At 70.0% G+C, this 13,649-nt stretch carries 13 protein-coding genes; 8 read left to right on the forward strand and 5 right to left on the reverse strand.

The window, feature by feature from the left end; genetic code table 11:
• Positions 1-19 precede the first annotated feature (19 nt).
• The 7 genes from CFB50_RS23550 to CFB50_RS23580 are packed head-to-tail and all read left to right on the forward strand — an operon-like array spanning position 20 to position 6,924.
• Positions 20-1,243 carry an AAA family ATPase gene (locus tag CFB50_RS23550; RefSeq protein WP_069251201.1) on the forward strand — a complete coding sequence of 408 codons (1,224 nt, stop codon included), beginning with the start codon at positions 20-22 and terminating at the stop codon, positions 1,241-1,243.
• Positions 1,240-2,679, forward strand: a complete 1,440-nt coding sequence (locus CFB50_RS23555) for a CpaF family protein (RefSeq protein ID WP_069252890.1) — start codon at positions 1,240-1,242, stop codon at positions 2,677-2,679. The genes CFB50_RS23550 and CFB50_RS23555 overlap by 4 nt, the downstream gene beginning before the upstream one ends.
• Positions 2,676-3,653, forward strand: a complete 978-nt coding sequence (locus tag CFB50_RS23560) for a type II secretion system F family protein (RefSeq protein ID WP_069251202.1) — start codon at positions 2,676-2,678, stop codon at positions 3,651-3,653. The genes CFB50_RS23555 and CFB50_RS23560 overlap by 4 nt, the downstream gene beginning before the upstream one ends.
• The gene (locus CFB50_RS23565; RefSeq protein ID WP_069251203.1) at positions 3,650-4,594 is read left to right on the forward strand and encodes a type II secretion system F family protein; all 945 of its coding nucleotides are present in this window, start codon (positions 3,650-3,652) and stop codon (positions 4,592-4,594) included. The genes CFB50_RS23560 and CFB50_RS23565 overlap by 4 nt, the downstream gene beginning before the upstream one ends.
• Positions 4,591-5,466 (forward strand): tetratricopeptide repeat protein, encoded by an 876-nt coding sequence (locus tag CFB50_RS23570; protein ID WP_069251204.1) that lies wholly within the window; start codon positions 4,591-4,593, stop codon positions 5,464-5,466. The genes CFB50_RS23565 and CFB50_RS23570 overlap by 4 nt, the downstream gene beginning before the upstream one ends.
• Positions 5,463-5,891 (forward strand): TadE/TadG family type IV pilus assembly protein, encoded by a 429-nt coding sequence (locus tag CFB50_RS23575; RefSeq protein ID WP_069251205.1) that lies wholly within the window; start codon positions 5,463-5,465, stop codon positions 5,889-5,891. Before CFB50_RS23570 ends, CFB50_RS23575 begins: the two co-directional genes overlap by 4 nt.
• Positions 5,884-6,924: a TadG family pilus assembly protein gene (locus CFB50_RS23580; RefSeq protein WP_069251206.1), complete on the forward strand. Its 1,041-nt coding sequence runs from the start codon at positions 5,884-5,886 to the stop codon at positions 6,922-6,924. Before CFB50_RS23575 ends, CFB50_RS23580 begins: the two co-directional genes overlap by 8 nt.
• Here the strand turns inward: CFB50_RS23580 and CFB50_RS23585 are convergent.
• The 4 genes from CFB50_RS23585 to CFB50_RS23600 form a co-directional block, all read right to left on the reverse strand.
• Positions 6,897-8,150 carry a glycosyltransferase family 87 protein gene (locus CFB50_RS23585; protein ID WP_069251207.1) on the reverse strand — a complete coding sequence of 418 codons (1,254 nt, stop codon included), beginning with the start codon at positions 8,148-8,150 and terminating at the stop codon, positions 6,897-6,899. The two genes, CFB50_RS23580 and CFB50_RS23585, sit on opposite strands and share 28 nt — an antisense overlap.
• A 15-nt stretch (positions 8,151-8,165) precedes the next feature.
• Positions 8,166-9,245, reverse strand: a complete 1,080-nt coding sequence (locus tag CFB50_RS23590; RefSeq protein ID WP_069251208.1) for a glycosyltransferase family 2 protein — start codon at positions 9,243-9,245, stop codon at positions 8,166-8,168.
• Between the two features lie 273 nt (positions 9,246-9,518).
• Positions 9,519-10,781: a glycosyltransferase family 87 protein gene (locus tag CFB50_RS23595; RefSeq protein WP_069251209.1), complete on the reverse strand. Its 1,263-nt coding sequence runs from the start codon at positions 10,779-10,781 to the stop codon at positions 9,519-9,521.
• A gap of 6 nt (positions 10,782-10,787) precedes the next feature.
• Positions 10,788-11,870: a glycosyltransferase family 2 protein gene (locus CFB50_RS23600; RefSeq protein WP_069251210.1), complete on the reverse strand. Its 1,083-nt coding sequence runs from the start codon at positions 11,868-11,870 to the stop codon at positions 10,788-10,790.
• Between the two features lie 316 nt (positions 11,871-12,186).
• On the opposite strand from CFB50_RS23600, the gene CFB50_RS23610 reads away from it, so the two are divergent.
• The gene (locus CFB50_RS23610; RefSeq protein ID WP_069252891.1) at positions 12,187-12,561 is read left to right on the forward strand and encodes a phage protein NinX family protein; all 375 of its coding nucleotides are present in this window, start codon (positions 12,187-12,189) and stop codon (positions 12,559-12,561) included.
• Positions 12,562-12,583: 22 nt separating this feature from the next.
• Here the strand turns inward: CFB50_RS23610 and CFB50_RS23615 are convergent, their stop codons facing one another.
• Positions 12,584-13,570, reverse strand: coding sequence for an ABC transporter substrate-binding protein (locus tag CFB50_RS23615; RefSeq protein ID WP_089447431.1), 987 nt, complete (start codon positions 13,568-13,570; stop codon positions 12,584-12,586).
• Positions 13,571-13,649 lie beyond the last annotated feature (79 nt).

The raw sequence follows: 13,649 nt of genomic DNA on the forward strand, positions 1-13,649 counted from the left end.
GGACCCGGATGCCATCACGATGCCGCCCATGAACCTCCTCGACCGTCAGCAAACCCGGCGCGCCGCGTTCGCGGGCGCGGCCGATCTCGTCGCGGTCGTCGCCGATTCGGGCAGCGAGGACGTGATACGCCGCGTCACGCAGGAGCTGGCGATCACGCGCACCCACCTGCAGCCTGGCACCTGCGACGATGCGATCCGGTTGCTGCAGCAGTACGAGCGTTCGCCGCGCCAGCTCGTCATCGACGTGTCGGATTCGGTGCTGCCGGTATCGGACATGATGCGGCTCGCCGACGTGTGCGACCCGTCGGTGCGCGTCATCGCGATCGGCACGCAGAACGACGTCGGGCTGTTTCGCAACCTGCTCGGCATCGGCGTGCAGGACTACATCGTCAAGCCGTTGACCGTCGAGTTGATGCGGCGTGCGCTGACCGCGACGGAATCGGTCGTGCAGGTGCGCACCGGCAAGGTCGTGAGCTTCGTCGGCGCGCGCGGCGGCGTCGGCGCGACCACGATCACGGTGAGCCTCGCGCGCTTCCTGGCGAGCGAGAAGCGCCGCCGGGTCGCCTACGTCGACCTGAACCTGCATGGCGGCGGCGCGAATTCGATGCTCGGGCTGTCCAGCAACAACGGGCTGATCGAATTGCTGAACATGGGGCAGCGTCCCGACGACGCATTGTTCGAGCGCATGTTCGTGACGAAGGGCGACCGGTTGCACGTCCTCTCCGCCGAGCTGGCTTACGGCGCCGACGTCCCGTTGGGCGACCAGGCCGTCGCGCGCCTGGTCGACATGCTGAAGGACCGTTTCCACTACGTGCTGTTCGACGTCGGCCGCGGCGCCGGCAAGCTGCTCGAGGACGCGCTCGTGGCGTCCGATCTCGTCCATGTCGTGGTCGACCGTTCGGTGCACGCCGCGTACGAAGCCGCGCGGCTCGTGCGCTTCGTGCGGGAACTGCCCGGCGAGCGGCTGCTGTCGATGGTGCTGAACAATCCGCTCGCACCGGTCGCGGGCCGCGTCGAACCGGCCGATTTCGAGGAGGCGTTCGGCGGTGCGAAGCTGCACGAACTGCCGCACGAACCGCAGACGCTCGCCGTCGCCGAGAACCTCGGCGAGCCGATCGAAGGCGCGAAGCGCAACGGCTTCCTGGACCAGATCCGGCAGCTCGCGAACGGCATCACCGGCGAGCCGATGGTCGTCGCCGAGCCGTGGTATGCGCGGCTTGTCAAGTGGAGGAAGGGAACGTGACGTTCGGCACCCGCAACCGGCCGCCGGCGGATCCCGCGCCGGCCGAACCACAGGCCGCGCCGCCCGCCGAGGCGCGCGAGGCCGCGCCATCGGCCCCGGCCCCGGCCCCGACCGCGGCGGACACGCCTGCACCGGCTCCGGCCCGCGCACCCGTGGCGGCCGACACCCACGAGGCGCTGATCCGGTCGAGCAAGTTCGACGCGATCCGCAGCGCGGTGTTCGCGTCGATGAACATGTCGGCGGCGCTGATGAAGACGCGCGACGAAGTGCGCGCGGGCATCGAGCAGGTGGCCGCGCACACGGTCGAGCGCGAGCGCCTGAGGATCACGGCCGGCGAGCAGGTGCTGATCGTCGATGCGATCCTGAACGACATGTTCGGCGTCGGGCCGATCGAGCCGCTGCTCGCCGACGATACGGTCACCGACATCCTCGTCAACGGGCCCGACCAGGTCTACGTCGAACGCGCGGGCCGGCTCGAGCTCACGTCGCTGAAGTTCCGCGACGACGCACACGTGGCGAGCGTCGCGCAGCGGATCGCGGCGGCGGTGGGGCGCCGTGTCGACGAGAGCAGCCCGATGGTCGATGCGCGGCTCGCCGACGGCAGCCGCGTGAACGTCGTGCTGCCGCCGATCGCGATGCGCGGCCCGTCGATCTCGATCCGCAAGTTCGCGAAGCGCGACATCACGCTCGCGCGGATGGCGCAGCAGGGCAACATCTCGCATCCGATGCTGCAGGTGCTCAAGGTCGCGTGCGCGTGCCGGCTGAACATCGTGATCTCGGGGGGCACCGGCTCGGGCAAGACGACGCTGCTCAACGCGCTGTCGCAGCACATCGAGCAGCACGAGCGGATCGTGACGATCGAGGATGCGGCCGAGCTGCAGTTGCTGCAGCCGCACGTCGTGAGCCTCGAGACGCGGCCGGAGAATACCGAAGGGCTCGGCGGGATCTCGCAGCGCGATCTCGTGCGCAACGCGCTGCGGATGCGGCCCGACCGCATCATCCTCGGCGAGATTCGCGGCCCCGAGGCGTTCGACGTGCTGCAGGCGATGAACACGGGGCACGACGGCTCGATGACGACGATCCACGCGAATTCGCCGCGCGATGCGATCAGCCGGCTCGAGAGCATGGTCATGATGGCGAACGCGAACCTGCAGCTGCTGTCGATCCGGCGCCAGATCGCGAGCGCCGTGCACCTGTTCGTGCAGATCGAGCGGATGCGCGACGGCGTGCGGCGCGTCACGCGGATCACGGAGATCGTCGGGATGGAAGGCGAGGTGGTGATCACGCAGGACCTGTTCGCGTTCCGCCAGGAAGGCGACACGACGCGCGACGCGGTGAAGGGTGTGTTCGAGGCGTCGCCCTTGCGGCCGGGATTCGCGGCGCGCGCCGCGTATTACGGCGTCGAGGATGCGCTCGCCGAGGTGTTCCGGCAATGAGGGCCGCCGACCTGTTCGCGGTGGGCGCGTTCGTGATGATCCTCGCGGTCGGGCTCGTGCTGTCGTCGTGGTTCGATCGCGCGAGCCGCACGCCGGCCCAGCGCATCCGCGCACGGATGCGCCGGCTGTCGCCGTCGCTCGCCGGGCGCGACGGGCTCGCATCCGCCACGCCCGGGGTCGCGCTGTTCAACCTCGAGCGCCGCCAGGGCCGCCTGCGCGCGTGGCTGCAGCGCCGTGTGACGCGCGTGCGCGCGGTCGGCGGCAAGGGCGGCGTGAGGATCGTCGTCGCGAGCACGATCGCCGGTGCGATCGTCGCGATCGTCGCCGTAAAGCTGATCGGGCCGCCGGGCTTCCTGCGTCCGCTGATCTACGTCGGGTTGCCGCTGGTCGCGATGCGTGCGAGCTACCGAGCGTTGGTGGAGCGCTTCCGGGTTCGCTTTCTCGAAGCGTTCCCGGACGCGATCGACATGATCGTGCGGGCCGTGCGCGCGGGCATTCCGGTCACGCAGGCGATCAGCATGGTCGGCGACGGCGCGGCCGAACCGGTGCGCGCGACGTTCCGCTCGATGGGCGACAGCCTGCGCGTCGGCGCGGATCTCAAGGTCGTGCTGACGCAGGCGGCGGACCGGCTGATGATCGCGGACTTCTCGTTCTTCACCGTCTACCTGCTGCTGCAGCGCGAGACCGGCGGCAGCCTCGGCGAAACGCTCGACGAGCTGTCGAGCATCATCCGCACGCGTCGCGACATCCGCCTGAAGACCCGCGCGCTGACCGCCGAAGGGCGCGTCACGACGAACATCATTTCGGCGGTGCCGTTCGTGATGATCGGCGTGCTGTTTCTCGTGAACCGCGAGTACGTGATGCTGCTGTTCACGACGCACCCGGGACACACGATGCTGACGATCGCGGCCGGGTTGCTGACGGTCGGCCTGTTGGTGATCCGCAAGATCTCGAAACTGGATACTGCACGATGACGATGTCGATACTGGCCGCCCGCGGCCTCGAGTTGCTGTTGTTGCTCGGCTGTGTCGCGGTGGCGCTAGCCACGCCCGGCGGCGGCACGCGCCAGCGGATCGCGGTGCGCGTGCGGCAGGCTGCCGGGCAGCATCCGCCGGCATCGATGGCGGGGTGGCTGCAGCCGGGCGGCGTCCGCCTGGACCTGACCCGCCGGCTCGCGCAGCTCGGCGAACGGTTGCCGGTGCTCGACCCGATGCAGCGCGTGAAGCTCGGCCTGCAGCTGACGCGTGCGGGCTTTCGCGAGCGCCGCGCGGCGTCGGTGATGATCGGGATCAAGCTGAGCTGCGGCGTGCTGTTCGCGTGCGGCGCGATCGTGTTCAGCCCGCTGATTCCGCGCTTCGGCGAATACTTCTTGATCCGCGCGCTGGCGATGATCGCCGCCTTCGTGATCGGCGTGATCGTGCCGGAATACGTGCTCGGCGTGATGATCCGGCGGCGGCGGCGGATCATCGCCACGTGCTTTCCCGATGCGCTGGACCTGCTGGTGATCTGCACGATGGCCGGCAACAGTCTCGCGTCGGGCATTCGGCGCGTCGCGCACGAACTGGCGCGCATCTGCCCGCCGCTCGCCGACGAGCTGACCGTGTGCGCGGACGAGCTGACGCTGAGCGGCGACGTGTCCGCGACACTCGCGCATTTCGCGATGCGTGTCGATTTCACGTCGGCACGCTCGCTCGCGACGACGCTGACGCAGTCGCAGCGGTTCGGCACGCCGATCACGCAGGCGCTGCGCACGCTGTCGCGCACCGAGCGCACCGAGCAGATCGTCGCGCTCGAGGAACGGGCCGCGAAGCTCGCGCCGAAGATCACGCTGCCGATGATGCTGTTCATCCTGCCGACGGTCTGCCTGATCGCGGCGGGCCCGGCGGCGATTCGCCTGCTCGAGGTGTTCAGATGACACGATCCGTCGTACGCGCGTTCGCGCTCGCGGCCGTGCTGCCGGTGCTGGCCGGCTGCGGCGCGTCGGGCATCCAGACGCGGCCGGTGCTGTCGCACAAGAGCGACGATCCGCAGGCCGAACTGCGCATCGCCGACAGCGCACTGGCCGGCGGCAACGTCGATCTCGCGTCGACGCTGTACGAGAAGGTGCTCGCGAAGCATCCGGATTCGCTCGCGGCGCGCCTGGGGCTCGGCGACGTCAACTACCGCGCGGGCGACCTGGAGCGTGCGCGAATCCTGTACGGCGAAGCGCAGCGGCAGGCACCGGCGGAGCTCGGCCCGCAGCTCGGGCTCGCGCGCGTCGCGTTGCGGCAGCGGCGCCTCGACGAAGCCGCGCAGCGCTATCGCGACCTGCTCGCCGCGCAGCCGAACCATCCGCTCGCGGCGGAGGGGCTCGGCACCGTGCTCGACCTGCAGGGGCGTCATGCGGATGCGCAGGTCGTGTATCGCGAGGCGCTGCGCGCGCATCCGGACGCGCAGGGGCTGCGCGTCGACCTCGGGCTGTCGCTCGTGCTGAGCAACCGGCCGCGCGAAGGCGTGAACGTGCTGCTCGACGTCGCCGGGCTGCCGTCCGCGCCGTGGCAGGCGCGCCAGAACCTCGCGTTCGCGTACGGCGTGCTCGGCAACACCGATTCGGCGAAGAAGCTGCTGTCCGCGGAGTTGCCCGCGTCGGCGGTGGCCGACAACCTGCGCTTCTACCAGGCGGTGCGCGCGCGGCTTGCGTCGCGCGGGGGCGCCGGGGTTGCCGGCGGGGCCGGTAGCACGCCGCCGCTGTCCGGCGCGGCGCTGGAGCCGGGCGTCGTCCCGCCGGATGCGGGAGCCGCAAAATGACACGCGGGGCGACGGGCGCCCGCCACGCGCGCGGCGTCGTGTCCCTCGAGTTCGTGCTGATGCTGCCGTTCCTGCTGATGGTGCTGATCGGCATCATCGACACGAGCCTGATCCTGTGCGACAAGGCCGTCATCACGAACGCGAGCCGCGAGGCGGCGCGCGCCGGCGTCATGCTGCGCGTGCCGATGCTGACCACGACGCAGATCGCCGGCATCGCGCAGAACGCGATGCAGAACAGCCTGATCACCGGCGGCACCGCGACGACACCGGTGGTGACCGTGACGCAGGCGAACGGCACGACGTCGGGCACCGCGTTGACGGTGACGGTGACCTACACGTATTCGGGGCTCGTGCTGGGGTCCGCGTTCAGCGCGCTCACCGGCCCGGTGACGGTCTCGGCGACGTCGGTGATGCTCTATGAATGACGTGACCGCCACGCAGCCCGTCGACGCCGAACGGCAGCGCGGTTCGGTCGCGCTGTTCTTCCTGCTGTTCCTGATTCCGCTGCTGTCGTTCGGCGCGCTGGCGATCGACATCGCGTGGGTGGTCACGGTGAACAACCAGTTGCAGAACGCGGCCGATGCGGCCGCGCTCGCGGGGGCCGATGCAATGATGTCGCCGAGCGGCGGCGCGGTGAACTGGTCGCAGGCCGCGCCGGCGGCGAACGGCGTGATCGCGCAGAACTCGGCGGCCGGCGCGGCGCTGTCGACCGGCACGGTGACCACCGGATACTGGAACGTGACGCGCAACCCCGCCTCCATGCAGCCGACGACCATCACGCCGGGCCAGTACGACGTGCCGGCGGTGCAGGTCACCGTGTCGCGCGCGCCCGGTGTGAACGGCGGCTCGATTCCGCTGCTGCTCGGCGGGCTGCTGGGGATCCCCGGCGCATCCGACAGCGCGACCGCCGTGGCGGTGCTGGCGGCGCCGGGCGGGGTCGGGGCGGGCGGGCTGTTTCCGGTCGCGATCGACCAGTGCGTGTACAACCAGTACTGGAACGCGGCGACCAACCAGCCGCTGATCAATCCGCTGACGGGGCAGCCGTTCGAATTCTCGATCACGAACGGCCAGGTCTACGGCCTGCTGTGCATGGGCGGACAGTGGACGTCGTTCCAGTCGGCCGCGACCGACACGACGACGATGGGCGGCCTGATGACAACCGGCAATCCGACACCGCTCAGCATCGGCGACACCATCAACCTCGCGACCGGCGTGAAGGCGACGCTCTACACGTCGGTGCCGGTCGGCGCGACCGTGGTGCTGCCGGTCGTCACGCAGACGGCGACCAGCACCAGCGTGCCGATCGTCGCGTTCGCGCCGTTCCATATCGACGTGTCACTGGGCGGTACGTACAAGTACATCCAGGGCCATTTCGTCGCCGGCGTGAAGATGACGGGCGTCGCGACCGGCGTCGGGCCGTACTATGGCGTCTACGTACCGCCGCGGCTCGCGTTCTGAGCCCCCGGGCCGGCGCGGCGCAGCAGCACGAGGAGCGCGAACAGCGTCACGACCGGGCCGATCTGCGGCCCTTGCAGCCACGGGTTCAGGTATTCGACGGCCGGCAGCAGCCACATGAGCGCGATCGCGGTCTGCTCGCCGCGCAGCCAGCCGTCCCGCCACCCGATCGCCAGCAGGCACGCGATCGCGATGCCGAGCCAGGCGAGCTCGTAGTGCCACACGTACGGGTTCGCCGCGAGCGTCGCGACCGCCAGCACCGCCGCGCGCAAGCGGACGTCGCGTGACCGCATCCACACGATGCAGGCGGCGGCGATCGCCAGCGCCGCGATGCACGCTTGCGCGGCGTACGCGGCGCCAGGCGGCAGGCCCGCGAGGCGGAACGCGGCGAACGGCGCCGGCGACGCGAGCCAGAACACGTTGCCTTGCTCGAGGAGGAGCGTGCGCGCGAGCGCCGTGCCGGCGACGAACAGGCGCAGCGATTCGACGCCGCAGATCAGGACGCTCAACGCGGCGAACGCGGCGGTGGCGAGCGCGGCCCACGCGATCGTGCGCCAGGCGCGCGTGGCGACCAGCACGAACGGGAACAGCAGCGCCATCTGCGGCTTGGCCGACAGCAGGCCGATGCAGAGGCCGGCCCACATCGGCCGACGGTCGGCCCAGCAGACGGCCAGCGCCGCGCACGACGCGGTGAGGAACGCGTTCTGCCCGAACATCCCGGTGACGAACACGCACGGGGCGGCGAGCAGCGCGAACGCGCCGATGCGCCGCAAGCCGGGCATCGCGCCGAGCCCCGATACGCGGGAGGCGGCGAATCCGAACACGACGACGCCGAACGCGACGAACAACGGGTAGCCGACTGCGTACGGCAGCAGCGCCAGCGGCGTCACGAGCAGCAGGTTGGTGGGCGGGTACAGCCACGCGACGAGGTCTTCGCGGCGGAACTGCGGGAACAGGTCGGCCGCCAGCCGCGAAAAGGTCGGCAGATCGTACGCTTGCCAGGGTGAGCCATGCAGCATCACGTACGACGCCGACCAGAACACCGCGTAGTCGGGGCCCGGGCGCGACGGCGCGGTAGCGGGCGCGTGACGGACGACGGCGATCCAGATCGCGACGAACAGCGCGTAGCACGCGAGCGCGACCGTGCTGTACGCAACGACGCGCCGGGGTGTCAGCCACGAGCGGACGGGAGGGGCCGCCGATCGTATCGCTTGTCGGGGGAGATCCATGCGTCGTGCGCGCGGTTACTTGACGGACGCTTTCCGCGCGGCGCCGTGGCCGGCGGCTGCGGGCTGCGCCGTCCGGCGGCGGGCCGCATGCGTGCGCTTGAGCGGAAACTGCAGCAGCTTCGACGCCGGATGCGCGGCGGCGTCCCGCTGCGCGTGATAGCGCCGCCGCACGAGATAGACCGGCCGCTGCTTGGATTCGTGATAGATGCGGCCGAGATATTCGCCGATCACGCCGATGCCGATCAGCTGGATGCCGCCGACGAACAGCATCACGGAGATGAGCGACGCATAGCCGTGCACGGGGTTGCCGAACAGCAGCGTGCGCGTGACGATGAACGCGCCGTAGATGAACGACAGCGCGGCGAACGCGAGGCCGATGTAGGTCCACACGCGCAGCGGCACGGTACTGAAGCTGGTGATGCCTTCGAGCGCGAAGTTCCAGCGGCGCCATCCGGAGAATTTGGAACGGCCGCCGCTGCGCGGCGCGCGCGTGTATTCGATGAGCTCGATGCGATAGCCGACCCACGCGAACAGGCCTTTCATGAAGCGCCGCCGCTCGGGCAGCGCGCGCAGTGCATCGACGACCTGGCGATCCATCAGCCGGAAATCGCCGACGTTTTCGGGCATCTCGACTTCGGAGAGATGGTTGTGTACGCGGTAGTAGAGCGCGGCGGCGACGCGCTGCATCAGCGGGTCGCACATGCGGTCGGTGCGCTTGGCGGCGACGACCTCGGCGCCGGCGAGCCAGCGTTCGACCATCGCGGGGATCAGCGCGGGCGGGTCCTGCAGGTCGGCGTCGATGAGGATCACGGCGGTGCCGGCGGCTTCGTCGATGCCGGCGGTGAGGGCGGCTTCCTTGCCGAAGCGCCGGGTGAGATCGACGATGCGCACGCGCGGGTCGCCGGCCGCGACGTCGACCAGCCTGCCGAGCGTGTCGTCGCGGCTGCCGTCGTTGATGCAGACGATCTCGAAACGGACCGACTCGACCGATTCGAGGATCGGCAGCGTCGTGGCAAAGAACGCGTCGATGGCTTCTTCCTCGTCGTGGAAGGGTACGACGAGCGAGACCAGTGGCTTTCTGGCATGCGCGGACATACGTCCCCCGAGAGATCCGGCCTGCGCTGCGCCGTATGGATCCGGTTGTCGTCCGCGGCAGGCCGGACGACTGGCGTTCTGAACATTGTAGGCAGGAATCGGGGATTCGTAACACGAATTGATGCTGGCGCGGCAATGCGCGCACGGACGCCAGGTTGACTGGCTGGACGTTCAGGTCGGTGGCGTTGTGCCCGCGCGAGCGCGACCTGGTGCGCGATTGCCGGGCGTGGCCGCCGGCACGGGCAGGTGCCGGCGTGACGTGCGGCGATCGGCTCAGGGGGCGCGAACGACCGCGGCGTGCGTGCCGCGGCTCGCAAGCCGGGCGCGCCGCAACAGCACGAGCAACGCGATCGTCATCACGAGCGGCCCGACCTGCGGCAGACGCAGCCACGGATTCAGAAACTCGTACAACGGCAGCGCCCACAGGACGGCCACGAAACTTTGCTCGCCACGCAGCCAGCCGTCCTGCGAGCCGATGGCGATCATGCAGGCGATCGGGATGCACAGCCAGGACAGTTCGTAGTGCCAGAGATAGGGATTCACGGCGAGCGTCGCGATGACCAGCATGGCACCGCGCAGCCGCGCATCCCGGTGGCGGTGCCAGACGAAGCACGCGGCCGCGATCGCGATCGCGGCGATGGCGGCTTGCCCGGCATAGGCGAGCGTCAGCGGCAGGCCGGCGAGACGAAACGCCGCGAACGGCGTCGGCGACGCAAACCAGAACGGAACGCCATGCTCGATGATCAGTGCACGCAGCGCGCCGGCGTTCTGCGTAAAGAGGTGGAGCGACTCGATGCCGCCCGTCGCGATGCCCAGCGCGGTGAAGGCGGTCGCGAACGCCGCGGCCCACGCGAAGGCGCGCCGCGCGCGCGCGGCGATCAGCACGAACGGGAACAGCAACGCCAGCTGCGGCTTGACCGACAGGAGTCCGATGAAGACGCCGGCCAGCATCGGCCGCCGGTCGACGAAATGCACGGCGAGCGCCGCGCACGCCGCGGTCAGCATCGCATTCTGTCCGTACGTCGCGGTGACGATCACGCCCGGGCAGGCGAGCAGCGCGAGCCAGCCGACGCGTTTCGCACCGGGCGTCGCCGCGAGCCCCGACACGCGCCAGGCCGCTACCCCAAGCAGCACGATGCCGAGCGCGACGAACAGCGGATAGCCGATCGCATAGGGCAGCAGCGCGAAGGGTGCGACCACCAGCAGATACGTGGGGGGATACAGCCACGGCAGGAACGCATAGTGGGCCGCGGTCGGGAACAGGCCGACGAGCACCCGCGAGAACGCGGGGACGTCGTAGATCTGCCACGGCGAACCATGGCGCATCAGATGGGACGCGGACCAGAACACCATGAACCCCGAGCCTGGGCGGAACACACCCGGGTCGGTCGAGTGGAAGCCGATCCGGACCAGGATCGTCATGAACAGCACGCCGGCCGTCAGCATGACCGTGCTGTACAGCGCGACGCGTCCGGGCGTCAGCCAGACGCGGACAGGGCGTTCGTCGGCTTGGATCGATGAGGTGGAAATATCCATGCGGCGCTACTTGACCGACAGATTGCGCGCGGCCGCCGCGCTCGCGACGGCCGGCTGCCGTCGCCGGGCCGCGGCGACGCGCCGGACCGGAAACGGCAGCAGCTTCGCGGCGTGCCGCGCCGGGTGCTGGCCCACCAGGGCGTCGGCGCGGTAGCGCCGCCGCACGAGATAGACCGGCCGCTGCTTCGACTCGTGATAGATGCGGCCGAGGTATTCGCCGATCACGCCGATGCCGATCAACTGGATGCCGCCGACGAACAGCATCACGGAGATGAGCGACGCATAGCCGTGCACGGGATTGCCGAACAGCAGCGTGCGCGTGACGATGAACGCGCCGTAGATGAACGACAGCGCGGCGAACGCGAGGCCGATGTAGGTCCACACGCGCAGCGGCACGGTACTGAAGCTGGTGATGCCTTCGAGCGCGAAGTTCCAGCGGCGCCATCCGGAGAATTTGGAACGGCCGCCGCTGCGCGGCGCACGCGTGTATTCGATGAGCTCGATGCGATAGCCGACCCACGCGAACAGGCCTTTCATGAAGCGTCGCCGCTCGGGCAGCGCGCGCAGTGCGTCGACGACCTGGCGATCCATCAGCCGGAAATCGCCGACGTTTTCGGGCATCTCGACTTCGGAGAGATGGTTGTGTACGCGGTAGTAGAGCGCGGCGGCGACGCGCTGCATCAGCGGGTCGCACATGCGGTCGGTGCGCTTGGCGGCGACGACCTCGGCACCGGCGAGCCAGCGTTCGACCATCGCGGGGATCAGTGCGGGCGGGTCCTGCAGGTCGGCGTCGATCAGGATCACGGCGGTGCCGGCGGCTTCGTCGATGCCGGCGGTGAGGGCGGCTTCCTTGCCGAAGCGCCGGGTGAGATCGACGATGCGCACGCGCGGGTCGCCGGCCGCGACGTCGATCAGCCTGCCGAGCGTATCGTCACGGCTGCCGTCGTTCACGCACACGATTTCGAAGCGTGTGGTGTCGATGGATTGGAGGATGGGAAGGGTGGTCGCGAAGAATGCCTCGATCGCTTCCGCCTCGTCGTGGAAGGGTACGACGAGCGATACCAGTGGCTTTCGGGTGTGCCTGGACATATGTCCCCCCGTGAAATCCGGTCTGCGCCGCATTGTCTGGTCCGGTTGTCGCCGACCTGCGGAAAACGGGTCCGGATCGGCGCAATTCTTGTTTGTCTTGTGTTTGTAATGTTCTCGTCCGCTTGCCGCGAACCGCGGCGGCAAGCGGTCAGATCATTGTACGCACGAATGACGTGGCGGTGAAAGCGTGCGCGGATTTGCTCGGGGCAGGGATTTCAGCGACAGGGCCGCACGCGGCGGCGCCATCGGAGACCGCAATGGACACATGCGCCACGGGTAGCATGTCGGTTCAACGACGACGGTGATGGAGACGGGCATGCAAGTCCAGGATCTGACAGGTGCGCCGCTGGATTACTGGGTCGCGGTCGCGCAAGGCCACGACGCCCCGCGCGCCGATGCATCCGGTTGTACGTCGATTCGCACGGCGGGCGATGTGCCGGCGCCGTTCGCACCGTCGTCGTCATGGACGGACGGCGGCCCGATCGTCGAGCGCTTGCCGTTCGCCGGATTCGAGCGCGACGGCGGGCGCGGCCCGTGGCGGGCCGTGCTGCACCGGGCCGTGCCGGCCGCGGGCGAGCGCTGCACGTTCAACCAGTCCGGACCGACGCTGCTGGTCGCCGCGATGCGCACGCTCGTCGCGTCGACGTTCGGTGACGACGTGCCGGACCTCGATATGGCGCGCCCACGCTGATCGTGGCCACGCGCGTCATCGTTCAGGCCGATACGCTCCGGATCGCGATCGATGCGACATCGACGCGCCGCGGCAGGATCGCGTCGGCCGCCGCGCGGTCGGCGACACGCTGCAGCACGTCGATGTCCGCGGCGCTGAGGCTGCGCTGCGCGAGCGCGGCCCGGCGCGCGATGTCGGTGGCCGCATCGGGCGGCAGGCGCGTGAGCGACGCATAGACGCTCGCATAGTCGGCCGGATGCGCGAGCGCCCATTGGCCCGCACGGGCGAGCCGCGCAAGCACATCCGCGAGCGCCGCGCGCTTCGCGCGATCGTCGAGGGTGTCGACCGGCGACGTCAGGAATGCCAGCCCGGAATTGATGCCGCTGCCGTCGCGGACGATGCGCGCGCCGCGCCGTACCGCATGCCCGTAGTACGGATCGAACGTCGCCCAGATGCCGATCCGCTTCGCCTCGAACGCGGCGAATGCATCGACGGGCAGCACGAAGCGCACGTCGACATCACGCGGCGCGAGGCCGTGTTCGCGCAGCGCCCCGTACAACTGGTACTGCGAGATGCTGCCGCGCGCGGACGACACGACGACGGTTTGCCCTTTCAGGTCGGCGACGGTGCGGACCGGCGAATCGGGCTGCACGACGATGCCGAGCGACGCCGGCGAGCCGACGCGCGTCGCGACGATCCGCAACGACGGGTCGCCGAGCGCGGCCGTCAGCACGGGCAGGTCGCCGGCCGGCGCGAGATCGATCGCGCCCGCGCGCTGCGCCTCGAACAGCGGCGCGGCACCCTGGAAGTTGGCCCAGCGGAACCGGTAAGGCGTGCCGTCGAGCACATGCGCGGCTTCCGCGAGCGCGCGCAGGCCGCCGGCCTGGTCGCCGAGCACGAGCGTCACGCCGGACAGGTCGGCGCCGGCCGCATGGGCGGGCCGTGCGAGGCCGCCGGCGAGCGGCGCGGCGGCGAGGGCGGCAAGACGCCGCAGCACGCGGCGGCGCGCCGGGGCGGAGGAGGGATTCATCGGCGGGAGTCCTCGGGTAATCCGCGCGCGGGCGGCGCGGCTGCCGGGCAGGTTACGGAATCGGTTTCCGGCCGACAAA

This window comes from Burkholderia sp. AU33423, assembly GCF_002223135.1.
GTDB lineage: Bacteria > Pseudomonadota > Gammaproteobacteria > Burkholderiales > Burkholderiaceae > Burkholderia > Burkholderia lata_D.

Excerpts from the sequence above, each read along its gene's own strand:
- CFB50_RS23570 (WP_069251204.1), top strand. The coding sequence starts at position 4,591 with ATGACACGATCCGTCGTACGCGCGTTCGCGCTCGCGGCCGTGCTGCCG.
- CFB50_RS23585 (WP_069251207.1), bottom strand. The coding sequence starts at position 8,150 with ATGGATCTCCCCCGACAAGCGATACGATCGGCGGCCCCTCCCGTCCGC.
- CFB50_RS23595 (WP_069251209.1), bottom strand. The coding sequence starts at position 10,781 with ATGGATATTTCCACCTCATCGATCCAAGCCGACGAACGCCCTGTCCGC.
- CFB50_RS23590 (WP_069251208.1), bottom strand. The coding sequence starts at position 9,245 with ATGTCCGCGCATGCCAGAAAGCCACTGGTCTCGCTCGTCGTACCCTTC.
- CFB50_RS23550 (WP_069251201.1), top strand. The coding sequence starts at position 20 with ATGCCGCCCATGAACCTCCTCGACCGTCAGCAAACCCGGCGCGCCGCG.
- CFB50_RS23600 (WP_069251210.1), bottom strand. The coding sequence starts at position 11,870 with ATGTCCAGGCACACCCGAAAGCCACTGGTATCGCTCGTCGTACCCTTC.
- CFB50_RS23610 (WP_069252891.1), top strand. The coding sequence starts at position 12,187 with ATGCAAGTCCAGGATCTGACAGGTGCGCCGCTGGATTACTGGGTCGCG.
- CFB50_RS23575 (WP_069251205.1), top strand. The coding sequence starts at position 5,463 with ATGACACGCGGGGCGACGGGCGCCCGCCACGCGCGCGGCGTCGTGTCC.
- CFB50_RS23560 (WP_069251202.1), top strand. The coding sequence starts at position 2,676 with ATGAGGGCCGCCGACCTGTTCGCGGTGGGCGCGTTCGTGATGATCCTC.
- CFB50_RS23580 (WP_069251206.1), top strand. The coding sequence starts at position 5,884 with ATGAATGACGTGACCGCCACGCAGCCCGTCGACGCCGAACGGCAGCGC.
- CFB50_RS23615 (WP_089447431.1), bottom strand. The coding sequence starts at position 13,570 with ATGAATCCCTCCTCCGCCCCGGCGCGCCGCCGCGTGCTGCGGCGTCTT.
- CFB50_RS23565 (WP_069251203.1), top strand. The coding sequence starts at position 3,650 with ATGACGATGTCGATACTGGCCGCCCGCGGCCTCGAGTTGCTGTTGTTG.